Here is a 23,811-nt window from a genome sequence, read left to right as displayed (position 1 = left end):
TACAAAAGGAAGCATGCCAAAAAGTGCATTAAAAGTCAATTGATTTATCGCAAAATACAGTTAAATTTCAGGCCGTTAAATATTTCCGGATAGAAACTAATTCCAGCTTTTGATAAAATGTCAGCAATCTGGCGAGCATAAACTGTGAATAATGACAGGTTCATCAGGCTTAATCTCATCCAAAATATCTTCCACATTGATTACACGCGGGTAATCTTGATGATTTTCAGGCTCCTTCCCATCGACAGGACATACTGCGGCAACGGGTCTTCCAAGAATGTTTTGAATTGAGGAATTGCCTATAAGGATGATTCTATAAGAATTTCGAATAAGTTCATTTAATGAAAGTGTTGAATTTGTAGTGGATAATATATCATTAGTATATATAGTCATGTAAATGACTTTTTTTATGACAAGGATAATGGTATCAACTATTTTTTTACATTCGAGGCAACAATTTCATCGACTTATAATTGATCAAAATTGCAAAAACCTTTTTTGTATTTTGGTAAACCTAAATCTGCAAGACATCCACATGCATCAAAAGGACAAACTACGGGTTTTTCAAATAATTTGGGATTAAAGTTTTGATCAAAAATGTTTTCTCCAGGTATTTTTCCTCTGAAACAAACTGCTCGATTTACAGTACCATCTTGATGTATTGATAACATATTAATTCCAGCATTGCAGAACATACCCTTAAACCTATTCAAGCCAGCTACGATAATTTCATCAGGTGTAAACTCATCTCTAACAATTTTGTGTGTATTGTTATCATACCGATCAAGAATGATGATCTTATCTTTTATATCATTATGGTACTTATTGAACCATTTGTAGTCATTATCTGTATATCGCAGATCTGGATATGACCCGAACTTTTCTCTAACAAGCTTAACATTGACCTTTAATTTTTCATTGCTAAATTTTTTCAAAACCTTATGTATCACCTTAATGTCTTGCATCATTTTGGGGTGTGCAATTAATAAGATATTTATATTGAAGCCCATATCTGCTACTGTCATTGCTCTTTTTATAAACTTTTCTTTTAAAGCATGTTCAACATGATATGAGCTTACAAAAGTCAATTTATTTTCATAAGATTTATTTGAAGTTAATAATTTTTTGAAAAAAATTTCAGGCATGCTTAAGTTTGTAATTGTCAAAATGGAAACCCTGTTAGGCTCTTTTTCAATAAGATATTCAATTAAATTTCGATATTCAGGATGTATCGTTGGCTCTCCTCCACTCAAGGTAATTTTGATTTTTTTATTTGAAAATTTAGATATATGGTTAACCGCTGTCATTAGTTCATTGAAATTTGTGAACGGTGATGTGTGATCATGCACAGTGCAATAACTACAAGAGTAGTTACATCTCATAGATAACACCCAATTAATTTTCAAAATATCTTCTTTTATCAAATTGTAATTTCCTGACCTTATAATGCTTGAAGATTTACTGAGATTACATTCATTCAAAAATACTGTTTCGTTAAAAGTTTTCATGGGAGATAGTGTTGGCGATGTATTGATTATAAGCTGCTCTTTACCTATAAATTTGTCCCATGACGGAAGAAATCGATCAAAATCAGGGCCATGTTTTTGCCTGAGATACTGCCATGACTGACTTTGCTTTTTTCGCTTACTGACTAAATAATTCTCATCAACAGCATAGTCATGCAAAATAACCGGGGCAGGTGAGTAGATCTGCTTCCTCATGTCCGGATCAACCTTTAGCAAACGGTAGCATAAGTCTATCCCTCCATGACCAAACTTGATATTATCGTCCCATCCTTCCGCTTGAAAAAAAATATTTGCATTATAAGAAACATTTCCCTCAAGATCACCAAATCTGGGATATAATTTTTCACCAAGATAATAATGCTCTGCAATTTCATTGAGAGGGTTTTTAGTTTTAGGCTGATACACTCCCCTGACAGCAATCACATCATATTTTTCATGAGCATCAAGATGGGCCTGGACAATATTTACAGCAGGAATTCCGTCATCTTCCAAGAAAAATAGGATCGGGGCTTTGGCAAACACGGCACCTATGTTTCGCGCAAGATAGGCTCCTGTGTTGGTGTTCAGTCGGACATAGGTATCAATATATGGCTTCAGCTCTTCAAACTCACCTGACTTCCCCCCGTTGTCCACAAAGATCAGCTCAAAATTCTGATCACGCTGTTTTTCCAAAATCTGGAAGTTTTTGATGGTGTCCGGGTGAAGTCGCCAAGAGATGACGATTATGGAAATTTTTGGTGCAACAAGGCTGTTACGAAATTTTATAGACTCTATATATTTCTTATAAAGGCTTAATTTTTGATTCCAGCGAATATTTTTTAAATTTTCTATTAATGGTTTTTGAGAAAATGAATTGTTAACAGAGTCTTTTCGCACTTTATCTAAAGCTAATTTACTGGGAATAGATCTTACGTATTTTTCACGGTATTTAATCAAATCAATAATTTTATCATACTGACGGTATCGATTATAAGGTTGAATTTCTTCATATGTAAACCTTCTATTATCAAGATTATTTTTGTTTTGAATAATTTCGTAAAGAGTTTCAATTATTGAAGAATTGTTGTGCGCATCAGCAGTAAATGGTTTCCAGTTGTGCTTTTTAGCAAATTCTAATCGAGAGAGTGAGTTGTTAGGAATAACTTGCAATAAACAAAGCCCACAAGAAATATATTCATAAAGTTTGCCAGCCATGCCTATTGGCCCTAAAGTAGAGTCAGTGTTTACTATGAACCCAATATCACACAAACCTAGATTAGCTCTCATTTGTCTATTGTCCGTTCTGGGAAATATACAGTAACTTAGTTCAGGATGAAGAAATTTTAAATATTCAGAATTTACCTTTACATTACCTTGAATTATGATTGCAAAGTTTTTTCTAAATATTGGAATTTTGGAAATAATGTCAAAAATTAGCGTTACGTCCTTTGCAATCGAGCTTTCGATATCTCCAGTTAGGACACCAGTACCTGCATAAACTAAGATTATTTTTCCTTTATTTCTTGAAGACGAAACGAAATTTTTAAATTCGTTCTGCGGCGGGATTTTTTCAAGATCAACATATCCATTTTCAACTATACAAATCTCATTAAGCTTAATATTATTTTTTGATTTTTTTTGTAAATTTTCAATAGCCTTTTTTGCACCAATTGAAACAGTAGTTATAACATCCGAATGGGCAACTGCAGATAATTCATGTTCCTTTTGATTTAGTAGATGTTCTGGGTGCTTAGCTCTAAGATTTGGATGGCTACTCGTAATATCCCTGAGGTCACATATCCAAAAAATTTTTTTACTGTGAAAAAGTTTAAGTGATTGCGCAATTAGATGAGCGTCTAAAGGTGGAGAGCTTGATATTATAGTTGAAATGTTTTTTTTATTAATGATATCAAAGCAAAAATTTAATACATCAGTATTGTCATTAAAATTAAGTTTATTTTTTTCAAAAAAATGATTTAATAGAAAAACATTTTTATGTTTTTGCGGGCATTCTCTATCTTGAATAAGTTCATGAAAAAAAAGAACGTATACGTTATATGCATTTTTTGCAAGATAGTTGCTGAGATAGTAAATACGGACACTATGTCCAACATTCCCTCCATCATACGGAGGGTAACTTCTCGTTAAGATTAAAATATTTTTTAAATTTATCTCTCTTGTATCAATGCTAGCATGCGATATATTTAATCTATTAATGTTGAATTTTGATAACATTATACGACCCCAGTGTTTCAAAAATGTAACTAATAAAGTTATTTGTATTGAAGATTAATTAGTATTTTGTAAAAAATACTTACGTGAATCGAGCCCACAATTGAACAACATGTCAACTATTGAAAGATTAGATTTAAATTTACCCCAAATTTGCGGATAGTCAGGATGTTTAAACTTTAAATATCTCAAGCTTATATTATTATTATTCAATGCTTGTTCATTATTATATTCCTTGCCTCCACCAGTCCCTGATAAATAAAAATTTGCTTCCACTTTTTGACAAATATCGATAATCAAGTCGTTTTTTTGTGCAAAGCTTTCTGATAAATGAGACAACCTTACTCTTTTATTTTTTATTTTAAGATAATCAACAATGGATTCGATTAAATTTATGTTAAGATCTAATATATTTGTAGCATTTAAAATGTGTTCTTCAATTATATCGTATATTTCAGAAAAATAAAAACATTTTTTGTAATTAGTATAAATCGTTTTCAAATGTTTTTTTTTCCATTTAGTATCAGCAAATGCAATCTGATTATAATATGCTTTACCTTCTAAACCTTTTGGCTTTGAAACTGGGATACTTAGAGTAATCGGACCATTTGCAGTTTTAATTGTTGTCCGTGCTGAATAATTTCGCCCACGGGGAAACTGAATTGCATCAAGATAAACAAAAATATCACAAGAAGATATTTTATAAAAGTATCCAATCCATGGAAGATAATTTGGTTGATGCATAGCCATAATTTTACACATATACTTCTACTATTTCTTATTATATTTTATATTTAACTCATTGAAGGCCGCTTCAAATTTTTCTTTGTCTTTACATCTATTGCGATATGTTCGAAATGAGAACTTATTTTCTAAGGGTATTGTCTTAAATTTATACTTATACAATTTATGAGACAATTCGTTTATAATATTTATTGCATTAATTGGTGATTCAACTAATTCTTTATATCTTATTCTAATTGAGCAATTCATTTTATCCGTCAGCATTCTGTAGTATCTATTTAGGTAAAAAACTTGTCCTGCTATTTGCCTGTATGGATCAAAATCTTTAATATTATTGTATTCAATTGGAACATAACTCCACCATGTTTCAATATTACCATAATATTTTTTTCTGGCGTCTAATATTGATACAGCAGTATCAAGATGGTCACGTTCGATATATATGTATATCATTTTTTTCATTATTTGTTGAAATTTTATTAGATGATATGAGCCAAAAATATTTTTAAAAACCATTCCTTTTTTGAATGCTCTTTGCATGTTTGCCAATGTCAATCTAAGACCATTCCAATCAATATCGTTTTCTTTTTTTTCTGCTTCAACAATGTCATTAAATGATTTTTTTTTAAGCCAGTGACGCCAAAAATATCCAAATTCATGGATATCGGTTAAGTCATCTGTTCTAGCATATTCTGAATTAAATTTTATTCTTTTTGCATCTCTTAAAACAATCTGAGAAAGATAAATTCCATGTATAGGCGTCAGATAAAATCTAGCCATCAAATTGTTTATAAATCCAATATCAAAATTATTTGCAATAATTTGTGATAAAAGAGTTGTTCCAGAACGTGGTGCTCCAAAAACAAAAATTATTGGGTAATCTATCTCCGCATCTTTATCGTAAGCCTTATTTTCATTTTTTAGTAATGAATAATTTAAGTTCTGTATGAACATCTCCTCAAAATTATCTTTAATGAATTTTCCTTGACGCTTATTGCATAATTTTATTTTCATAACACTTAACTTATTATTAAACGTATTACTTCAAAAGTTTCAGCAAAATCAACACCACATTGCACGCCTCTAGTTTTGGCCAGACCACGGATAAATTCTTCATTAGCATATTTTTTTCCAGTTTGAGATCTATAGCATTTTACAGCTTCAAGTTTTTTCAGCACATGCTTTTCATTAAGGTGAATGAATGATCTTGTTTTGAAATTTATATTATTCCAAGGCATTTCATAGGCTAGGATAGATGTAAACTTAAAAGCTCTAAGGCCTTCTACCGCTACAGTATAATGATCTTGGTGCAAATCATGTTCAGAAGGCATAAGCACAAGATCCGGACTTAACTCTTTATTCAATTGAACTAAATCTTCTAAAATTTCTTGACGATATTGAGCGAATTTCCGAACTTGATAGCGAAAAATCAGTAAATTATCTGAACTGATACCCAATGTTCGGCTTGATTCCCTTACTTCTTTCAATAAAATATCTTTAGGTAATCCTTCAGGAACTGATTCCTCAGCGCAGGAAAATGTTGCATAATAAACTTGTCGTCCTTCTTCAATAAACCTGGCAATGGTTCCCCCACATCCAAATTCTCCATCATCAGTATGAGGCCCTAGTACCAGCACATTTTTAAAGTCAATCATTAAAATGGTTCTCCTTTTGGTGCATACCTTATGCTTACATTTTTTTACGCAACAAAGGATGAACAGTTCCGTTTTCTCTCGGAACCGGAACAGCATTTCTTAGCTCTGAAACTAAGTTTATTGATGGTTTTGCTTCTTTAATGCCAAAACCATTGCCATCCAGGATATTCTGATAACTTTGGGTGTGCAGGTCTGTGAAACCACCCGAGAATTCAAGCTCTTCTCCGTCAATGGTGATGGAGCGGTAGGCAGGCTTATCTTGCTCAATGGCGGATGGCGGCAAGTCTGCACTGTCCACAGACAGATACCAGCGTACCCTGGCTTTTTCAAGTTCAATGTATCCGGCCATTCTTCTTGGGCTTGAGTAATGAACTTCCTTGTGCTGGGCCGGACCGAATATCCACATGAGCATGTCAAAAAAATGAATGCCGATGTTGGAAGCAATGCCGCCGGATTTTTCCGGATTGCCTTTCCATGAGGTGAAGTACCAGCGACCCCGGGATGTAATATAACTGAGGTCCACGGTGTGCTTGCGGCCAGAAGGCAGGGCATCGATCTTTTGCTTCAGGGCTATGAGGGTAGGGTGGAGCCTTAACTGGAGAATACAATAAACCTTTTTTCCTGTTTCCTGTTCCATTTCCTCGAGAACGTCTAAGTTCCAGGGGTTTAAAACCAGGGGTTTTTCGCAGATGGCATCCGCTCCAATGCGCAGGGCAAAACGGATATGTGCGTCGTGCAGGTAGTTGGGGGAGCAGATGCTTACATAGTGGATGCGCTTTTCATCTCCCAGTCTGCGCAGTTTTTCAGCATGGCGGTCAAAACGCTCAAATTCGGTAAAAAAATCCACATTATAGGAATAGCTGTCCAGAATGCCTACAGAATCTGCCGGGTCAAGAGCGGAAACCAGGTTTCCGCCAACATCCCTGATGGCTTTCATGTGTTTAGGGGCCACATATCCCCCAGCTCCGATCAATGCAAAATTTTTTATCTGAGGATGATCCATGCCAGTCTCCTTGTTATTGAGTTTTTCAATAAGTTTAACTTAATGCATGAACCTTGCCATCCTTTTCAAAAAAAAGATTCTTTTCGCGCGAAACACGCCAGGCCACGCTGAGGCAGGAAAGCATAACAGCTTGTTGAAAAAGTCCTTACCCTGCAGACTGTTCAAAAATTCCAAGGGCAAGAAGCAAAAAATGTTCAAGGTTAAAGTTTACCCCGTGAAACCTTCTTTCGTTTCACTGGGGCGTATTTAGGATACGTAAGAGTTTGAAATTTTTGCAGCGACGCAGCAATTGGGAGATTTTCAACAGTCTGATAAGCGTGACCATTTCCTCTTTTCCGCCCGCCAGGGAAATATTCCCCTCCTGACACATAGGGCCTGCGCGAGAAAATCGGCTCTTCCTTTCGAAAACCAACCTCAAAAAGAACAAAAATCTTTATAAGCCCGGCTCAAAAGGATTGACAATCATTTTGAGCCTGCTTAAAAAAACTCCATGAACAACCAAGCCTTTCTGCAGGAGCGTCTGCTGCAGATCAACCCCTGGATTGGCCAAGCCAAAGGCACAGAACAGGCTATGAACATGATCAAGGCCCTGATGCCTGCGAAGTACATCCCCCGTCAGCCATCAAAGCGCGTTACTGCGAACTCCCAAGCTGTCTCGCTCCGCCAGAAGTTTCATTGATGCGTATCAGCCTCAAACATTCTCCCTGGTAAATATGTCCTTGAACGCTGAAACCTCAATTGGATCAACCTCAGTATTCTTTGCAACCCCAACAACATTCGCAGACGTTCTCCAATTCAGTCCACCCTGGGGCGGACTATAGTCTGCCCCAGGTGCGTTCATCTTTTTTTCACAGGCCAACCCGCGAAACTTCCCCTTTCGCGCCCCCTGTGCGGGGCAATTTTTCTGGCTCTCGCAGAGTTCGCCGGGTTACGCAGAGGAAGAAAGAATGGGCAAGCCCCAGCCCATCCTCCTTCCCGCTAGGAAAAAAAACTTCTTCCTCCGCGTCCTTTGCGCCCCCAGCGCGAGGCAATCTTTTTCTTTTCCTCTCGCAGAGACCTCCAGGTTACGCAAAGGCAAGAGGTTTGAACACGAACCCATTTGCATCTATTCATCGAGATTATTCACCATCCTCGTAATGCCCTGCTTCATGGTTTCAGCGCCAAAGTTCAAGAGATAGCCAAGCCTCATCCTGGACAGCTTGAGATAGGTCAGCAATTGTTTCTTGTGGGAGGCGTGAACGTTTTCAATGGATTTTAATTCAAGGATAACCTTCCCCTCAACCACAATATCCGCCAGGAACCCTTCATCAAACTGCATCCCCTGATACTCAATGGCCACAGGAACCTGTCTTTGTGCTTGCAGATCTCGTCTGCGCAGCTCGTGCAGGAGAACGATTTCATAGACTGATTCCAGCAGCCCAGGACCCAGTTCCCGATGAACACCGATAGCCGCATCTATGACAATTGATCCGATTCGATTTTCTTCACTCATGATATCACTCCCCGCGTCCTTTGCGCCCCCAGCGCGAGGCAATCTTTTTCTTTTCCTCTCGCAGAGACCGCCAAGTCACGCAAAGGCAAGAAAGAATGGGCATCAGTTTTGCAAAGTTTAAGTACTTTTTGCTGTGAGTGCAGGAACATCAAAAGATTCACCATAATCTGAGGTTTTTGCAGGGAAATCTGTTTACCATGCATAACTTTTCATCAAGCAGAAGTTTTTTATGTTCCTTGAACCGTAAGCGATTCCAGGGTATTAATTTTGAGAGGGTTGTTTATACAGGTCAGGTTTTTGACTAAGAAAAAGACATTTTACAACAACCAGAATCGAGAAAGTTTTTTACCCTGAAGACGCGACTTGCTGAAGTGTGTCACGGGCATTGACGGCGTTAAGCGCAAAGCTTTTTATATTTGGCGATACTTCAAGTATAATATTTTGCTATGGCAGGCGTGCATAGTCATTTTTGGTAAGTCGCTTGTCAAAGCTGTAAGTCGTCTCGCATCCCTGTGCGCGGTTGGAAAAAATGATTACATAGTCAGCAAAGTCTGCGGGTCCGTTACGATAGACTGCAAGGGCATATCTGACGGTTTGTTCTGCTTCGACTATCAGTTCTTTGATTGTCATAATCTGATCCAGAACTTTCACGACCAGTTGTTTTTTATATCCATAAGCGCCGCGAAGCACCCAAACCAGTTCGCAAAGCACAACAAGACTGATAAAGCCAGGATCATCTATAGTGCAATGCTTTTCGATAAGTTGAGATGCTTGTGATGCCTGCTCTGGGTGATCCTGGGTCAAATACCTGACCAGAACGTTGGTATCCAAGCCTATCATGACTTCGCTGCTCCCTCCAGGATTGCCTTGTCCATATCCTCAATGGAAACAGGCTGGGAAGGTCTGGGCAGCATCCCCTTGAGCATGGTTACGGGCACATGCTTAACCACAAGGCGCGCACCCTGCTCTTGGTCTATGAAAAATTCCACCCGGTCTCCGACGTTGAGGTTCAGCTTATCCCGCAGGTCCTTGGGTAATGTTATCTGCCCCTTGCTGGTCACAGTTGCTTGCATATAATCCTCCCGAAACTTATTTTCCTTACCATTAAGTAAGGAATCGCGTGGATTTTGTCAAAGAAAAATGGGAATCAGTTAATCAGAAGTCTTGCTTCACGCATTAGTGCTGCCTTGTATCCGTAATCCGTATAGCCGATCCGCAGAGGTAAGAAAGAATGTGCATCCCCCAGCTTTTACTTCTTCCCGCCAGGGCGAACAACTTCCCCCTCAGCGTCCCCTGCGCCCTCTGCGCGAGGCAATCTTTTCTTTCCCTCTCGCAGAGTTCGCCAGGTTACGCAGAGGAATAAAGAATATGCAAGCCCCAGTCCTTCTTCCTTCCCGTCAGCCCCCCCTGCGTCCTTTGCGTGCCCAGCGCGAGAAAATCTTTCCGCTTGGTGGCACAAAATTAGCATTACTTAATGGAATCAGCAAAGGATCAGAATTACAGCAAAAATACATATGGGTTAGCTTATGAAAAAAACCTTACATGTCAGGGGTCTATGCGCAATTTCATAAGAATTACGTCTATAATGTCTGAGATTAAGAAAAACTATCCTGAAAAAATATCTCCAGTTCTTACACACACAGGTCGACACTATGACGCTGTTTTGGCTGGCAATTTTTTCCATGATCTGAGTATGAGCAGGCCTGATTATAGTCTGAAAGTCAGCCTTGATAGGCAAACTTGAATAATCAAACAATCAATGAAATTGGACCTACCAATGAACAGAAATGATTTAATGGACTTTATAAATTGGCTGGAAATTAATACTCCTGTTACTTCCTGGCAGGCAGAGGGAGTAAATGTCTGGCCAATAATCAGAATAAATATTTATTTTGAAAATTTCAAAAAAAATGACAGAACAACACCAGCTAATAACAGTAAAATTCAATTCAAAAATGCAAGTTTAAAAAATCGCAGATTTTCTCTGTTTCTAAATAATCCTCGCCATGATCACACTGCTGATTGCTTGTTTGTTACAAATTCGATTTGCAATAAGCTGGTTATGGATAAGTATATAAATATTTACACAGACCCAGTTATTGAAAAATTAAAGTCAGAAGGGAAAAAAAGTATAGTATTAGAACAGGAAAAAATAACAAACTCATCACCAATGCCCAATGGTCCAAGATTTTATATCAGTCAGGATTTAACAGAATTCGCAAAAAAACATAAGTTAGACAAGGTAAAATGTTATGTGCAGGATATGGAAAAAGTCATTATCATTTTGGCAAAAAAAGGCTTTAAGAAAACAGCAAATTATATATTGAATAATTTTAGAAATTTAAGATTTTTGGTCAACAAAAAGTATTTTCAGGATATACTTTCCCGCGTCAAGCCAAAATCCGTTTATTTTACGTGCTATTATGGTGAAAAAATGGCTTTTGTTAGCGCTGCCAGAGAAATTGGTATTCAAACCATAGATTTACAGCATGGAATACAGGGTGATTACCATGCCGCATACGGTCGCTGGGAAAATGTTCCATCCTCTGGGTACTCGATGCTTCCTGATGTTTTTTCAGTATGGTCTGACAAAGAGAAAGACTCAATTATTACCTGGTCTTCAAAACTCCAGAACAGCCCGCATCAAGCTCAGGTTGATGGAAATCCCTGGTTGGATATGTGGAAGCAGAAGAACCCAACCACAAGATATTATGACGACCTGTTTTCCAGGGAGTTCCCATCTGCAAACGGTAGAAAACGCTTGCTCTTCACCCACCAGGATTCTTATTCATGGCCAGACTGGTTTCCAACTGCCCTGCAAAGAACAACCAAAGACTTTGATATTTTTTTTCGTGTACATCCAGGGGCCAATGAAAGCTTGCCATCCTGGAGAAAATATTTCAAAGATAAGGGCATTAATAACATCATTCTTGAAAGGGCCACTAACTGGCCCCTATTAGCCCTAATGAGACATATGGATGTCCATGTAACCTGCTATTCCTCATGCGTCATCGAGGCTGAAACTTTAGGAGTTCCGTCTTTGGTTATCACAGATGATGGAGAGACATATTTTAAAGATCAGATTCAAAAGGGAACGTGCAAAAGGGTTAAAAGCGCTGATGATTTTTTAATAAATCTATAGCTTGTTCATAAACGGTTTATATAAATGGTAAAAGTACTTGTTACCGGTGCATTCAACATTCTCCACCCAGGGCATCTTCGTTTACTTCGCTTTGCCAAATCTTGCGGCGATCATTTGATTGTAGGGGTAATTTCAGATCGCATGGCCGGGCATTCCGCTCATATGCCTGAACATTACAGATTGGAAGGTATTCGCAGCAACAGCTGGGTGGATGAGGCTTTTTTGCTTGACGAACCTGTTGCTTCCGCAATTTTGCAAATACGCCCGGATATTGTTGTAAAAGGCAAAGAACACGAAAATAAGTATAATCCTGAATTGGATGCTTTGAAAGAGTACGGTGGCCGCCTTTTATTCAGCTCTGGAGAGTCGGTTTTTTCTTCACTGGATCTTTTGAAAAAGGAATTCACTGAAGCACAGCCCCAAACAATTGCCCTGCCAACAGATTATCTTGTTCGTCATCAAATTACACCCGAGAGCCTGGAAAAGCTGATACATAGATTTTCTAAACTGAAGGTGTGTGTTGTTGGTGACTTAATCATTGATGAATACATAACATGTGAAGCCTTGGGAATGTCCCAGGAGGATCCAACTATCGTTGTCAGTCCATTGGATTCAACCTTTTTTCTTGGTGGAGCTGGAATAGTAGCTGCTCATGGAGTAGGGCTGGGCGCTTATGTGAAATTTGTTTCAGTTGCAGGAGATGACCAAAATCATTGCCTGGCTATGGAAAAGTTGAGCAGTGCCGGCGTTGAAGCCAGTCTTCTGAAAGATTCCAACAGGCCTACTACCCTTAAACAACGATTTCGAAGCAGGGGAAAAACCCTTTTACGAGTCAGTCGTCTCTATCAACAGGCTATTGATTCCAGCTTGCAAGCTTTGCTGCTTGAACAGGTTGAATCAGCCATAAAAGATGTCGATCTTCTTGTTTACTCAGATTTCAACTATGGTTGTCTTCCCTCTACTGTTGTAGAATCAATAAATAAAATGGCCTTATCCAGGGGAGTAATGCTGCTTGCTGACAGTCAGTCTTCTTCGCAGGTAGGAGATATCAGCAGGTTTAAAGGCATGAAGCTCATAACACCCACTGAGCGGGAAGCCCGCCTGGCTGTCCGCAACAATGAAGACGGACTTGTCATCCTGGCGGAAAAGCTCAGAAAGATGGCTGACGCCGGCAATGTCCTGCTAAAACTTGGCGAGGAAGGGTTGCTTATTCATGCTGGAGATAACTGCACCTGGCATACAGACCGAATCAGCGCGCTAAATTCAGCACCTAAGGATGTGGCAGGAGCAGGTGATTCTTTGCTCATGACAAGCGCTTTAACCTTGGCTTCCGGGGGCAATATATGGGAATCTGCACTTCTTGGTTCCCTTTCTGCTGCAATCCAGGTTGGTCGAGTTGGCAACACTCCAGTCTGCCGTGATGAACTTATCGGAGAGATTTGCGGATGAGATCAATTCTACTGGCTGCAGGCTATGGTAAAAGACTTAAGCCATTGACAGATAATACTCCAAAATGTCTGGCATTAATAAATGGAAAGCCTTTACTTCAACACTGGCTGGAAAAACTTTCCAGTATTAACTTTGGTCCTTTTTTGGTTAACACACACTATCTCAGTAAAAAGGTAAATAAATTCATTGAGCATAGCCAATTCAATGACGCGGTAACATTGTCTTATGAACCCAAGCTTTTAGGGACAGCAGGTACTCTTTTGACTAATCTGGATTTTTTTCAAAACCAGGATGGATTACTTGTACATGCTGACAATTATTGTCTGGATGATTTAAAAGAATTTGTGGCTGCACACCATAACCGTCCCTTACATTGTTCAATGACCATGATGGTTTTTCGTTCAAACATTCCTTCATCCTGTGGTATTGTTCGTCTGGACAAGCAAGGGGTAGTTCAAGAATTCTATGAAAAAAATGCTGATCCACCTGGTAATTTGGCGAATGGGGCTATATATTTATTGTCAGCACAATTATTGCAGAGGTTGCAAAATGAGTTTCAGGATGCTGAAAATTTCAGTATAGATGTTCTGCCCTATCTAAAAGGGGAAATTTTTGCCTATGAAACCTCTGATTTTTTTGTGGATATTGGGACTCCAGCAAACTATGCACTGGCAAATATTCATGCCGGCAATTAAATGTTTAGCAAAATGCCTTTATGCAAGGTGGTGATTTTTTTTATGAAAGATATCTCAATTTCATCAACTGGCAGTAATTTGACATCATGGGAAATGTTTATCAATGAATATACTCAGCGCCTCAATAAGGCTTTAGATCATTCAAGTATATCCAAAATCCCGCTGCTTTGTGAAGAACTTCTCTCTGCCTGGCATAATAACAGACAGGTATTCATTTGCGGCAACGGCGGCAGCGCCGGCAACGCCATCCATATTGCCAACGACCTGCTCTACGGCGCGGGCGTGAAGGCCGGCGCCGGGCTCAGGGTGGAGGCCTTGAGCGCGAACATGGCAGTGATCACCTGCCTGGCCAATGATCTGGGCTACGAGGACATCTATTCCGAACAGCTCCGGGTCAAGGCCAGGAAAAAAGACATGCTCATCGTCCTGTCCGGCAGCGGCAACTCGCCCAACGTGGTCAAGGCCCTGGAAACAGGCAATGCTCTTGGCATGCAGACCTTTGCCATCCTGGGCTTTTCCGGCGGCCGCTGCAAGGAACTGGCCCAGGTGCCCCTGCATTTTCCAGTGGACGACATGCAGATCGCCGAGGACATGCAGCTCATCATTGGCCATATGTGTATGCAATGGCTGTGTAATGCATTGTGCTGGGAGTAAATCAGGAAGAACTTTGACCCACTAATTTCCACTAATCTTCACTAATTTTTCATAAGAATCTGTACAGCCCAGATGGTTTTATGGCAGACATGCCAGCAGCTACCAGCCATGAGCTATGAGCTATGAGCCATCAGCTTTCAGCTTTAAACTTTGTGCTCAAAAAATTAGTGCGAATCAGTGAAAATTAGTGGTTAAAAAAGGATCTCAATGAAATCCATCGTGACCGGCGGCGCCGGGTTTATCGGCAGCCATCTTGTTGACTCCCTGTTGGCCCTGGGCCATAAAGTGGTTGTGCTGGACAATTACAGCACAGGCAGGCCGGAGAACCTGGACCATGTTCGCGGCAGGGTAGAACTCGTTGAATGCGACCTTGGCACACAAGACGATTGGCTAAGCCATTTCCAGGGTACTGACTGGGTCTTTCACCTGGCAGCCCTGGCTGATATCGTGCCCAGCATCCAGCAACCTCAAGCCTATTTCCGGGCCAATGTGGACGGGACGTTTAACGTCCTCCAGGCCAGCGTCGCCACGGGAGTGAAACGGTTCGTCTATGCCGCGTCCTCCTCCTGCTACGGCATCCCGGACAACTACCCCACGCCTGAAACAGCTGAGATTCGCCCCCAGTACCCCTATGCCCTGACCAAGCGTCTGGGCGAGGAACTGGTCCTGCACTGGGCCCAGGTTTACAAACTGTCCGCCGTTTCCCTGCGTTTCTTCAATGTTTACGGCCCAAGATCGCGCACCTCTGGCACATACGGGGCGGTTTTCGGGGTGTTCCTGGCTCAGAAACTTGCAAGCCAGCCCTTCACCATTGTTGGCGACGGAACCCAGACCAGGGACTTCACCTATGTATCAGATATTGCGGAATCGTTCCTGGCTGCGGCCAAGAGCGACCGCGTGGGAGAAGTATACAACATCGGAAGCGATGGAACTGTTTCTGTCAACCGACTGGTGGAACTGCTGGGCGGAGATCATGTCTTCATCCCCAAGCGCCCAGGAGAGCCGGACTGTACCTTTGCCGATATCACAAAGGCCAGGAACGAGCTTGGCTGGCGCCCCAAGGTGTCCATTGAACAGGGTGTTGCCAATGTATTGGAAAACATCGAGTATTGGCGCAAGGCCCCGGTATGGACGCCAAAGAGCATTGAAGAAGCTACCCAGGATTGGTTCAAGTACCTGGGGAAGAGCTGATTGGAACCACTATTGCATACTGATTTCTCATAAGAGCCTGGACAATCAGAAGGTTGTATTGCAGCAAAGCTTTGATCTTTTATCTTTGAGCTTTGAGCTTTGAGCTTTCATCTTTCATCTTTGAGCTCATAAAAATTAGTGCAGATTAGTGGTTAATAAAAGTTTCAAGTAAACATCAGTGGTTAACATCACGATGAACAAAGACAGATACAAAATAGACAGCCACAAACTGAATTACCATCCCCAAAGGGTGGCTCAGTGGTTGCAAGGACAGTGCGTCTACCCCCTCTACATGGAGATCAGTCCTGCCGGGGCATGCAACCATCGTTGCGTGTTCTGCGGGCTGGATTTCATGGGGTACAAGAAACGATTTCTTGATACCGGATTGCTGAAAGAACGTCTGACTGAGCTTGGTCGTCTGGGCCTGAAGAGCGTCATGTATGCCGGCGAGGGCGAGCCCTTTTTGCACCAGGACATGGCTGAGATCGTCCAGCATACCAGAAAATCAGGCATTGACGTGGCCCTGACCACCAATGGCACGCTCATGTCTCCGGAAATCAGTCGCGAAATCCTGGAACATACCGAATGGATCAAGATCAGCTGTAATGCCGGGACTGCTGAAACCTACTCCCGAATTCACGGGACCAGGCCGGATCATTTCGAGCGGGTTATGCACAACCTGGAACAGGCTGCTCAAATCCGAGAAAAACAGGGGGGGCGTTGCACTCTGGGTCTGCAAATTATCCTTTTGCCGGAAAATGCACAGGAAATTGAAGTCCTTGCCCGGCGCTGCCGGGATATGGGAATTGATTACCTGGTGGTCAAGCCGTATTCCCAGCATCCCCAAAGCAAAACCCAGGAATACAGGAAGATTGAGTACTCACAATATGAAGATCTGAATAATCGGCTTCAGGCCCATGCCTCGGATTCCTTCTCAGTAATCTTCAGAAAACGCACCATGCATAAATGGGATGAGCAGGACCGCGCTTACCCCTCCTGCCTGGCCCTGCCCTTCTGGTCCTACATGGATGCCGAGGGAAATATCTGGGGATGCAGTGTGTTTCTGGGGGATGAAAATTTTTGTTACGGTAATGTTTATGATCATAGTTTTGATGAAATATGGACTGGAGATCGCAGAAGGAAATTGATGAAGTGGTTTGAGAAGGATTTTGATTCAACCAAGTGCAGGGTGAACTGTAGAATGGACGAAATCAATCGGTACTTGTGGGAGTTGAAAGAACCTCCTGCGCATGCAAATTTTATATAGTTAAAATTTTTTAATCGTATAAATTGATTTAGGGAATTATATTTTAATCTTTCACATTGTACGTCTATTACACACAGAAAATTATGACTATAAACAGCACTAAATATAACAATTCAGATGGTATAATTGAGCTGAGAAAATTAAGAACTAAATATTTTAGATTAAGAGACTTCGCAAAATCATGTCGTTATGCTATTGAACTATATTCATGTTTTAAAAAAAAGTCATGCATATTAGACTTACAAGACAGATTTGACATAGTAATATCAGCAGCTTATGCTGGAAATGTTAATTTTTTGAAACATTTAAAAAATGATTTTAACTTTAATTCACAATTGCCCGGCTTTCAAGACTACATTAATGGTTTCATTGGCTATTCACACAAAAGTAAGGACTGGATGTGTTCATTCTATACTTGCGCACAAACTTACATGAAATATTTTTATGACAATATACAGATGACACCTGAATATGTTGAACATTCGAGCAATTTTTTTCCTCCAGAATCATATAATTTTTTATTAGACAGTGTAAAATTTACTGATAGCAAACCTGACAAAAAACCAACGAATCAAAATGTTATATTAATATCATGTGATATTAAACTTTTTTTAATTTTTTCTGATTTTTTTAGCCGACAGCTTAGACTAAATAATAAAAATTTGATATACTTTATAGTAATAATCAATGATTCAGCCACGATCCCTCATATAATAAGCTTTTCAGAAACACTAAAAAAGAATTACAAAAACATAGAAGTTGATTTTTCAACTACACACTACAATATGGCTTTGATGAGTAGTTTGTATAGATTTCTCAAGTGTGAAGAAATTATGGTTAAATATAACTGCAATTGCATACTTATGGATATTGACATGAATGTTGACTTTGATATTAGTCAGTATACGAATAATATTAAAAACAATTTAGCTTTTACAAGAATAGATAATGCTATTGTGCCATGGGTGAGATTTAATGCTGGCTTATCCTATTTTAGAAACAGTCGAGAATCAATAAATTTTTTAAGAATATATTCTGCTTATATTAATTATGCACTTAATAATGGTGGAAAATGGACTTTAGACCAGGCTGGCTTATTAGTCACAAAGGAATACTACCAAGAAAAATTTGGTTTTTTAAAAGTTGATGATAGCGGCTTCATGATGTCATACAAAATGTCTTCTCGCATACCGGATAATTTAAAAAAGCTAAAAGGCAGGGCAAAGCTAGAGAACTTAAAGCGTTTAAATTTAAGAAATTTTAGCTTTTAATAGCTATGTTCAATATATTTCTAATTTTTTTATCTTATTGTAAATTATTTATGAAAATATACTTATCAAGTATAGATATAAATGTATGCGTATAGGCATTGATTTTGACAACACAATAGTTTCCTATGACCGTATTTTTCATAGCGAGGCACTTTCCCAAGGCCTTATTAAGCTGACATGCCCTGCAACAAAGCTGGCAGTCGGGGTTTGTATCCGCCATAAGCATGGCGAATTAGCCTGGCAGAAGCTGCAGGGCCGGGTATACGGACCATGTATGCCCGAGGCTGAAATTATGCCGGGTTTTAAAGAATTTCTCTTTGCTGCAGCAGAGCATGGCGCCGATATTTTTGTTGTCAGCCATAAGACCAAGTATTCTCCTCATGATGACACGCAGACAAATCTGCGCCAGGCCTCCCTGGATTGGCTGCAGACCCATGGTTTGCTGGACAACAAGAACGGCCTGAGGAGCAATGGTATTTTTTTTGAATCCACCCGTGAGGACAAGGTTGTGCGGATTAATAGCCTGGGCTGCACACACTTTATTGACGACCTGGAAGAAGTTTTGCTGCACAGGGATTTGGATACAACCATCAGCAGGTTTCATTTTTTACCTGTCGACTTGGCAAAGAATACTGAAAAAGTCACGGTATGCAGAAGTTGGGAGGAAATTACCCGGTTTGTCTTTCAAGCATGACACAAATGGACATAAGGCCAGCCAAATTTGGAACAAGCTTTGCAAAATACCTGTCATGTCCGCGCAATCCATTGCAGGGGGCCGCAACAGCCAAGTCTTCAGGCTCAATCTTAGTGATGGCCAGACAGTAATTGCCAAGCACTATTTTCGCCACCCAGGTGATCCCCGCGATCGCATGTCAGTGGAGGTAAAAGCCCTTCAGCTGTTGCACGGGCATGGAATCAGAGCAGTGCCGATGATTCTGGCCGTGGACGAAGAAAACAGCGTAGCTATTTTGGAGCATATATCCGGCACCCGGGTATCCCTGGCAACACTGGATGATGCGGAGCAGGCAGTACAATTTCTTGGTTCTTTAAAAAAAATTGCTGACAGCGTACAGTATGACCTGGCAGATCCGGCATCAGAGGCATTTTTCAGCCCGGATGGCTTAATGGACAATGTGCGTTTTCGCCTGACAAGGCTATCCAATGCTCCCAATGAAAGCTCTGTTGTTGGCAGGATGCACGCGTTTTTGCATGAGCAACTCGCACCAGCCCTGGACCAGGCTGAAAACCATTGCCGGGAAAGACTGGACTTTGAGGAAAAGCTGCCCAGATCAAGGCAGACCCTGAGCCCCTCTGATTTTGGGTTTCACAATGCTCTCAGGGGCGCGGATAATCGTCTCTGGTTTCTTGATTTTGAATATTTCGGCTGGGACGATCCAGCCAAGACCCTGTGCGATATGGACCTGCATCCCCATCCATTGATGGATTTGGAACCTAAGGTCAGGGAACGGCTTTTGAAGAAATCCTTGCAAGGATTACAGCCAGGGAAATGGCTTTATGACAGGAGCATTGCCCTGTATCCAATTTTTGTTGTCAAGTGGTGCTGCATTCTGCTCAATGAATTTATCCCGGCGGATCTTGAACGCCGCAGGTTTTCCAATGCTTGTCAACCGGAAAAGAATGTGCTGCAGCGCCAGCTTCAAAAGGCTGAAAATCTATTGAACCAAAGTTGGGAAAAATATGAACGATTCCGTCGATGCCTGGCATGATCGGGCAATGCGGGCTGCACTGAACAAGCGCAGCCAGGACATGAGAAAGATCATGGTCCAAACCATGCACTGCGCCGGCCGGGGGCACCTGGCTTCAGCCTTGTCCCTGGTTGAAATCCTCTGTGTTCTCTATGATAAAGTACTGCGATATGATTCAAAAAATCCTGACTGGCCGGAGCGGGACCGCTGCATCTTATCCAAAGGACATGGTTGTCTGGCTCTTTACGCTGTTCTGGCGGACAAGGGATTTTTCCCAAAGGACGAACTGAATAAATTTTGCAGTGCTGAGGGCATCCTGGGCGGTCATCCCGAAAGAGGCAAGATACCCGGAGTGGAAGCTACCACCGGTAGCCTTGGCCACGGTCCTTCCATAGGCGTTGGCCTGGCCTTAAGCGCCAGGATGCAGGGTCGGTCTTCCAGGGTGTTTGTCATTATTGGAGACGGAGAGGCCCAGGAAGGCTCGGTCTGGGAAGCGGCCCTGTGCGCTTCCAAGCATTGCCTGGACAATTTTATTATCATCATTGATTACAACAAGCTTCAGTCCTACGGGCCTGTATCTGAAGTGTCCCCGCTGGAGCCCTTGAGCGCCAAGTGGCAAGCCTTTGGGTTTGAAGTCAGGGACGTCAATGGCCACGATCCTGATTCCCTGCTTGAGGTTATGAATGAGCTGCCCTTTTGCCCTGGCAAGCCTTCGGTCATTATCTGCCACACGGTCAAGGGCAAGGGCTTTGCCGGGACGGAAAACAATCTGGCCTGGCATCACAAGAGCAAGGTTACGGCTGAATGCGTGCAGGAACTCATGAACTCACTGGATAAGCAATGCGCAAAACCTGTTTAAACCAGATATATAAGTTGGCCGGCAAAGACCCCAGGGTGGTGTTCATGGGATCAGACCTGGGTGTTGGCAACATGGGTGAATTCCGGCGTGATTTTCCGGACCGGTTTTTTATGGAGGGGATCAGCGAGGCCAATGTTATCGGCATGGCAGCCGGAATGGCCATGGACGGATTTATTGTATATGTAAATACCATCGCCTCTTTTATTGTACGCAGGGCCCTGGATCAGGTTGTTGTGGATCTCTGCATGCATAATCTTCCCGTGCGCCTGGTGGGCAATGGCGGCGGTTTGGTCTACGCCCCCCTGGGTCCTACCCACCAGGTTATTGAAGATATTTCAGTAATGCGAAGTATTCCCAACATGACCATAGTAGCCCCGGCGGATGCGGATGAAATGGCCAGATTGATGCCGAAAACCCTGGATTGGCCTTATCCTTTGTATATTCGTCTGGCCAAAGGATACGACCCCATTGTTACCAGTGAGAAGCATGAGTTTGAGATTGGCAAAGGGGTCCCTGTACATTATGGAAAGGATGTACTGATTGTAACCACCGGAATAACCATGGGCATAGCCCTGGAAGCCAGAATGACCTTGATGGAAAAAGGTATCGATGCCGGGATTCTGCATATGCACACATTGAAGCCCTTTGATTCTAAGTTGTTGAAGGAGATGGCCACTCCGGTCCGGATCATTGTAACTGTAGAGGAGCATTCGGTCCTTGGTGGCCTGGGCGGGGCAAGCGCGGAAGTACTGGCCGAGTGGGACGGATTTGCCGGGAAACGCTTCAAGCGCTTGGGCCTGCCAGATGTGTTTCCGGAAAAATACGGATCTCAGTCAACATTGATGGCCCTTTACGGACTGAGCACAGAAAATCTTGCAGACACTGTCCTGGACATGGCAAGCAAGTAAGTAAGCAACAGAGAGAAAATACAGAACAATTTATGGCCACATACTACAGCGCTTTAAAATTTTTGCAGTTCACAGAGCATCTCAGGTCAATGATCGATGGCAGGATACTGGCTCCCGTGCATATCCGGGTCAAGCCCACAAACCGCTGCAACCATCACTGCTGGTTCTGCGCGTACAGGGCTGATCACATGACCCTTGGGGAGCAGATGAACGTCCAGGACTCCATACCACCTGAAAAAATGATGGCTCTGGCCCATGAGTTTGTGGATATGGGTGTCAGGGCTGTTACTTTTTCCGGTGGCGGAGAACCTTTGCTGTACAAGAGCCTGCCTGAGGTGATTGAAGTCCTGGCCGCGGGCAATGTGCGTGTTGCAGCCCTGACCAACGGCACCAACCTGAAAGGCCGCATGGCTGATGTATTTGCCAGGCACGGGACATGGATTCGGTTATCTCTGGATGCATGGGATGATGACAGCCATACTGAAAGCCGGGGCGCCGCGCACGGTGAGTTTACCCGCATACTGGAGCAGATCAGGGCTTTTACAGCCCGCGATACCAGGTGCGTGCTGGGGGTCAGTTTCATCATTACCCATAAAAACTTTTTATATGTTGCTGAAATATGCAAAAAATTGAAGCAGTGCGGGGTAAACCACGTCAAACTGTCAGGGGCGGTGATGAGCAATGACGCCGCCGGCAACAATGCGTATCACAGGGAAATCAAGGACGAGGTGGCTTCACAGATAGAATCGGCCCATGCCCTGGCGGATGAAGGTTTTACCATTCTCAACCACTACCATGATCTGGAAGAGCGTTTTGAGAAGAATTATTCCTTTTGCCCTTTTCTGCGCTACCTGACGGTTATCGGCGCGGACCAGAACGTGTATACCTGCCAGGATAAGGCATATACCCAGACCGGAAGGACGGGATCCATTATTGGGCAAACCTTCAAGGATTTCTGGTTTTCAGATCATAACAAAAAGTTTTTAAACAACTTTAACCCCATGATCCATTGTGGCCATCATTGCGTCAGCCACCCCAAAAACATTGCAATACATGAATACTTATCCCTGGACCAGGAGCATGGACTTTTTGTATAGATACTTGCCAGTCAGAAGTCCTCTGAAAATACCCTGGCAACATCTTGTATTAATTTATTTAAACTCTTTATCTTTGCTTTCAACTCTTAGTTTTCAGCTTTTAGCTTTTAGCTTTGAGCTTTTAGCTTTGAGCTTTGAAATTTGAAATTTCAGCTGACAGCTTTCAGCCACGAACTATGAGCCTTGAGCTTTCAGCTTCGAGCTTTTTTTACTCTGAGCTTTGAGCTTCAAGCTTTCAGCTTTGAATATACAGCACAAGGAAGCACTTTATGGGACAACTTAGAAATTTTGTAAATCCCCTGCATCAGGCCACCCAGCGCGATTACCTGGCCCGGATGAATGACGACAAAGTCCATTGCATGAACGTGGCCAAGCAGTATTGCAAGGACTACTGGGACGGGGACCGACGCCATGGATATGGAGGCTACCGCTATATTCCAGGGCGCTGGAAGCCTGTGGCCCAGGCCTTGATCCAGACTTACAGGTTGGGTCCTGGAGCAAAGGTGCTTGATGTTGGCTGCGGCAAGGGATATCTGCTTTATGAACTGATGCTTCTGCAGCCGGATCTGATTATCCGGGGATTTGATATCTCCAGTTACGGCCTGGAAAATGCCAAGGAAGAGGTCCGGCCCCATTTGTTTCAATATCAGGCCCATGACCCATATCCTTTTGGAGATAATGAGTTTGATCTGGTCATTTCACTGGGAACGCTGCATAATCTGCGCCTGTTTGAAGTAAAGTCAGCCCTCGCTGAAATTGAACGTGTAGGCAGGCAAGGATATATAATGCTGGAAAGCTACCGCAACGAACAGGAGTTGTTCAATCTTCAGTGCTGGGCATTAACTTGCGAGAGCTTTTTTGATGTTGCGGAGTGGATATGGCTGTATGAATATTTTGGCTATAAAGGCGATTATGAATTTATTTATTTTGAATAGGAAGTC

Annotated in this window: 23 protein-coding genes; 14 read left to right on the top strand and 9 right to left on the bottom strand. The window is 41.9% G+C overall.

Annotated features, from left to right (window positions below):
- Positions 1-120 precede the first annotated feature (120 nt).
- The 6 genes from LZ23_RS23920 to LZ23_RS06070 all read right to left on the bottom strand — a co-directional run bounded on the left by LZ23_RS23920 (position 121) and on the right by LZ23_RS06070 (position 7,139).
- Complete coding sequence (locus LZ23_RS23920) at positions 121-393, bottom strand: hypothetical protein (RefSeq protein WP_157493114.1); 273 nt, start codon at positions 391-393, stop codon at positions 121-123.
- Positions 394-467: 74 nt separating this feature from the next.
- Positions 468-3,740 (bottom strand): glycosyltransferase, encoded by a 3,273-nt coding sequence (locus LZ23_RS06090; RefSeq protein ID WP_045212476.1) that lies wholly within the window; start codon positions 3,738-3,740, stop codon positions 468-470.
- A gap of 54 nt (positions 3,741-3,794) precedes the next feature.
- On the bottom strand, positions 3,795-4,487 hold the full coding sequence (locus LZ23_RS06085) for a WbqC family protein (protein ID WP_052507151.1): 693 nt from the start codon (positions 4,485-4,487) through the stop codon (positions 3,795-3,797).
- Between the two features lie 21 nt (positions 4,488-4,508).
- Positions 4,509-5,495, bottom strand: coding sequence for a sulfotransferase (locus LZ23_RS06080; RefSeq protein ID WP_084590908.1), 987 nt, complete (start codon positions 5,493-5,495; stop codon positions 4,509-4,511).
- 5 nt (positions 5,496-5,500) lie between these two features.
- Entirely contained in the window at positions 5,501-6,136 is a 636-nt protein-coding gene (locus LZ23_RS06075) for a PIG-L deacetylase family protein (protein WP_084590907.1), read from the bottom strand.
- A 34-nt stretch (positions 6,137-6,170) separates the two neighbouring features.
- Positions 6,171-7,139 carry a Gfo/Idh/MocA family protein gene (locus tag LZ23_RS06070; protein ID WP_269745163.1) on the bottom strand — a complete coding sequence of 323 codons (969 nt, stop codon included), beginning with the start codon at positions 7,137-7,139 and terminating at the stop codon, positions 6,171-6,173.
- A gap of 490 nt (positions 7,140-7,629) precedes the next feature.
- Between LZ23_RS06070 and LZ23_RS06060 the strand changes: the two genes are divergently transcribed.
- Positions 7,630-7,818 carry a hypothetical protein gene (locus tag LZ23_RS06060; protein ID WP_045212469.1) on the top strand — a complete coding sequence of 63 codons (189 nt, stop codon included), beginning with the start codon at positions 7,630-7,632 and terminating at the stop codon, positions 7,816-7,818.
- Positions 7,819-8,244: 426 nt separating this feature from the next.
- Here the strand turns inward: LZ23_RS06060 and LZ23_RS06050 are convergent, their stop codons facing one another.
- The 3 genes from LZ23_RS06050 to LZ23_RS06035 all read right to left on the bottom strand — a co-directional run bounded on the left by LZ23_RS06050 (position 8,245) and on the right by LZ23_RS06035 (position 9,704).
- Positions 8,245-8,631 (bottom strand): GxxExxY protein, encoded by a 387-nt coding sequence (locus tag LZ23_RS06050; protein ID WP_045212466.1) that lies wholly within the window; start codon positions 8,629-8,631, stop codon positions 8,245-8,247.
- A gap of 444 nt (positions 8,632-9,075) precedes the next feature.
- The gene (locus LZ23_RS06040; protein WP_045212463.1) at positions 9,076-9,471 is read right to left on the bottom strand and encodes a type II toxin-antitoxin system VapC family toxin; all 396 of its coding nucleotides are present in this window, start codon (positions 9,469-9,471) and stop codon (positions 9,076-9,078) included.
- Entirely contained in the window at positions 9,468-9,704 is a 237-nt protein-coding gene (locus LZ23_RS06035) for an AbrB/MazE/SpoVT family DNA-binding domain-containing protein (RefSeq protein ID WP_045212461.1), read from the bottom strand. The genes LZ23_RS06040 and LZ23_RS06035 overlap by 4 nt, the downstream gene beginning before the upstream one ends.
- Before the next feature lie 704 nt (positions 9,705-10,408).
- Between LZ23_RS06035 and LZ23_RS06020 the strand changes: the two genes are divergently transcribed.
- The 13 genes from LZ23_RS06020 to LZ23_RS05960 all read left to right on the top strand — a co-directional run bounded on the left by LZ23_RS06020 (position 10,409) and on the right by LZ23_RS05960 (position 23,805).
- On the top strand, positions 10,409-11,773 hold the full coding sequence (locus LZ23_RS06020) for a hypothetical protein (protein WP_045212456.1): 1,365 nt from the start codon (positions 10,409-10,411) through the stop codon (positions 11,771-11,773).
- A gap of 24 nt (positions 11,774-11,797) precedes the next feature.
- Entirely contained in the window at positions 11,798-13,222 is a 1,425-nt protein-coding gene (locus tag LZ23_RS06015; RefSeq protein ID WP_045212455.1) for a PfkB family carbohydrate kinase, read from the top strand.
- The gene (locus LZ23_RS06010; RefSeq protein WP_045212453.1) at positions 13,219-13,917 is read left to right on the top strand and encodes a nucleotidyltransferase family protein; all 699 of its coding nucleotides are present in this window, start codon (positions 13,219-13,221) and stop codon (positions 13,915-13,917) included. The genes LZ23_RS06015 and LZ23_RS06010 overlap by 4 nt, the downstream gene beginning before the upstream one ends.
- A gap of 42 nt (positions 13,918-13,959) precedes the next feature.
- Positions 13,960-14,571 (top strand): SIS domain-containing protein, encoded by a 612-nt coding sequence (locus tag LZ23_RS06005; RefSeq protein WP_198145916.1) that lies wholly within the window; start codon positions 13,960-13,962, stop codon positions 14,569-14,571.
- 207 nt (positions 14,572-14,778) lie between these two features.
- Positions 14,779-15,762 (top strand): SDR family oxidoreductase, encoded by a 984-nt coding sequence (locus LZ23_RS06000; RefSeq protein ID WP_045212451.1) that lies wholly within the window; start codon positions 14,779-14,781, stop codon positions 15,760-15,762.
- 193 nt (positions 15,763-15,955) lie between these two features.
- Positions 15,956-17,029 carry a radical SAM protein gene (locus LZ23_RS05995; RefSeq protein WP_045212449.1) on the top strand — a complete coding sequence of 358 codons (1,074 nt, stop codon included), beginning with the start codon at positions 15,956-15,958 and terminating at the stop codon, positions 17,027-17,029.
- Positions 17,030-17,112: 83 nt separating this feature from the next.
- Positions 17,113-18,300: a hypothetical protein gene (locus LZ23_RS05990; protein WP_045212448.1), complete on the top strand. Its 1,188-nt coding sequence runs from the start codon at positions 17,113-17,115 to the stop codon at positions 18,298-18,300.
- 85 nt (positions 18,301-18,385) lie between these two features.
- Positions 18,386-18,994: an HAD family hydrolase gene (locus tag LZ23_RS24530; protein ID WP_052507150.1), complete on the top strand. Its 609-nt coding sequence runs from the start codon at positions 18,386-18,388 to the stop codon at positions 18,992-18,994.
- Positions 18,978-20,027 (top strand): aminoglycoside phosphotransferase family protein, encoded by a 1,050-nt coding sequence (locus LZ23_RS05980; RefSeq protein WP_052507149.1) that lies wholly within the window; start codon positions 18,978-18,980, stop codon positions 20,025-20,027. Before LZ23_RS24530 ends, LZ23_RS05980 begins: the two co-directional genes overlap by 17 nt.
- Positions 19,999-20,865, top strand: a complete 867-nt coding sequence (locus tag LZ23_RS05975) for a transketolase (RefSeq protein ID WP_157493113.1) — start codon at positions 19,999-20,001, stop codon at positions 20,863-20,865. Before LZ23_RS05980 ends, LZ23_RS05975 begins: the two co-directional genes overlap by 29 nt.
- Positions 20,847-21,773, top strand: a complete 927-nt coding sequence (locus tag LZ23_RS05970) for a transketolase family protein (RefSeq protein WP_045212446.1) — start codon at positions 20,847-20,849, stop codon at positions 21,771-21,773. The genes LZ23_RS05975 and LZ23_RS05970 overlap by 19 nt, the downstream gene beginning before the upstream one ends.
- A gap of 32 nt (positions 21,774-21,805) precedes the next feature.
- Positions 21,806-22,870, top strand: coding sequence for a radical SAM/SPASM domain-containing protein (locus LZ23_RS05965; protein ID WP_045212445.1), 1,065 nt, complete (start codon positions 21,806-21,808; stop codon positions 22,868-22,870).
- A 269-nt stretch (positions 22,871-23,139) separates the two neighbouring features.
- Positions 23,140-23,805 (top strand): class I SAM-dependent methyltransferase, encoded by a 666-nt coding sequence (locus LZ23_RS05960; protein WP_045212443.1) that lies wholly within the window; start codon positions 23,140-23,142, stop codon positions 23,803-23,805.
- Positions 23,806-23,811 lie beyond the last annotated feature (6 nt).

The organism is Desulfonatronovibrio magnus (assembly GCF_000934755.1).
Lineage (GTDB): Bacteria > Desulfobacterota > Desulfovibrionia > Desulfovibrionales > Desulfonatronovibrionaceae > Desulfonatronovibrio > Desulfonatronovibrio magnus.
The sequence above is the reverse complement of the archived record's forward strand: the minus strand, read 5'-3'. Positions and strand labels throughout refer to the sequence as shown.

Bases quoted from the DNA above. Each gene is read 5' to 3' on its own strand.
- LZ23_RS23920 (WP_157493114.1), bottom strand. From the start codon at position 393: ATGACTATATATACTAATGATATATTATCCACTACAAATTCAACACTT.
- LZ23_RS06090 (WP_045212476.1), bottom strand. From the start codon at position 3,740: ATGTTATCAAAATTCAACATTAATAGATTAAATATATCGCATGCTAGC.
- LZ23_RS06085 (WP_052507151.1), bottom strand. From the start codon at position 4,487: ATGGCTATGCATCAACCAAATTATCTTCCATGGATTGGATACTTTTAT.
- LZ23_RS06080 (WP_084590908.1), bottom strand. From the start codon at position 5,495: ATGAAAATAAAATTATGCAATAAGCGTCAAGGAAAATTCATTAAAGAT.
- LZ23_RS06075 (WP_084590907.1), bottom strand. From the start codon at position 6,136: ATGATTGACTTTAAAAATGTGCTGGTACTAGGGCCTCATACTGATGAT.
- LZ23_RS06070 (WP_269745163.1), bottom strand. From the start codon at position 7,139: ATGGATCATCCTCAGATAAAAAATTTTGCATTGATCGGAGCTGGGGGA.
- LZ23_RS06060 (WP_045212469.1), top strand. From the start codon at position 7,630: ATGAACAACCAAGCCTTTCTGCAGGAGCGTCTGCTGCAGATCAACCCC.
- LZ23_RS06050 (WP_045212466.1), bottom strand. From the start codon at position 8,631: ATGAGTGAAGAAAATCGAATCGGATCAATTGTCATAGATGCGGCTATC.
- LZ23_RS06040 (WP_045212463.1), bottom strand. From the start codon at position 9,471: ATGATAGGCTTGGATACCAACGTTCTGGTCAGGTATTTGACCCAGGAT.
- LZ23_RS06035 (WP_045212461.1), bottom strand. From the start codon at position 9,704: ATGCAAGCAACTGTGACCAGCAAGGGGCAGATAACATTACCCAAGGAC.
- LZ23_RS06020 (WP_045212456.1), top strand. From the start codon at position 10,409: ATGAACAGAAATGATTTAATGGACTTTATAAATTGGCTGGAAATTAAT.
- LZ23_RS06015 (WP_045212455.1), top strand. From the start codon at position 11,798: ATGGTAAAAGTACTTGTTACCGGTGCATTCAACATTCTCCACCCAGGG.
- LZ23_RS06010 (WP_045212453.1), top strand. From the start codon at position 13,219: ATGAGATCAATTCTACTGGCTGCAGGCTATGGTAAAAGACTTAAGCCA.
- LZ23_RS06005 (WP_198145916.1), top strand. From the start codon at position 13,960: ATGAAAGATATCTCAATTTCATCAACTGGCAGTAATTTGACATCATGG.
- LZ23_RS06000 (WP_045212451.1), top strand. From the start codon at position 14,779: ATGAAATCCATCGTGACCGGCGGCGCCGGGTTTATCGGCAGCCATCTT.
- LZ23_RS05995 (WP_045212449.1), top strand. From the start codon at position 15,956: ATGAACAAAGACAGATACAAAATAGACAGCCACAAACTGAATTACCAT.
- LZ23_RS05990 (WP_045212448.1), top strand. From the start codon at position 17,113: ATGACTATAAACAGCACTAAATATAACAATTCAGATGGTATAATTGAG.
- LZ23_RS24530 (WP_052507150.1), top strand. From the start codon at position 18,386: ATGCGTATAGGCATTGATTTTGACAACACAATAGTTTCCTATGACCGT.
- LZ23_RS05975 (WP_157493113.1), top strand. From the start codon at position 19,999: ATGAACGATTCCGTCGATGCCTGGCATGATCGGGCAATGCGGGCTGCA.
- LZ23_RS05970 (WP_045212446.1), top strand. From the start codon at position 20,847: ATGCGCAAAACCTGTTTAAACCAGATATATAAGTTGGCCGGCAAAGAC.
- LZ23_RS05965 (WP_045212445.1), top strand. From the start codon at position 21,806: ATGGCCACATACTACAGCGCTTTAAAATTTTTGCAGTTCACAGAGCAT.
- LZ23_RS05960 (WP_045212443.1), top strand. From the start codon at position 23,140: ATGGGACAACTTAGAAATTTTGTAAATCCCCTGCATCAGGCCACCCAG.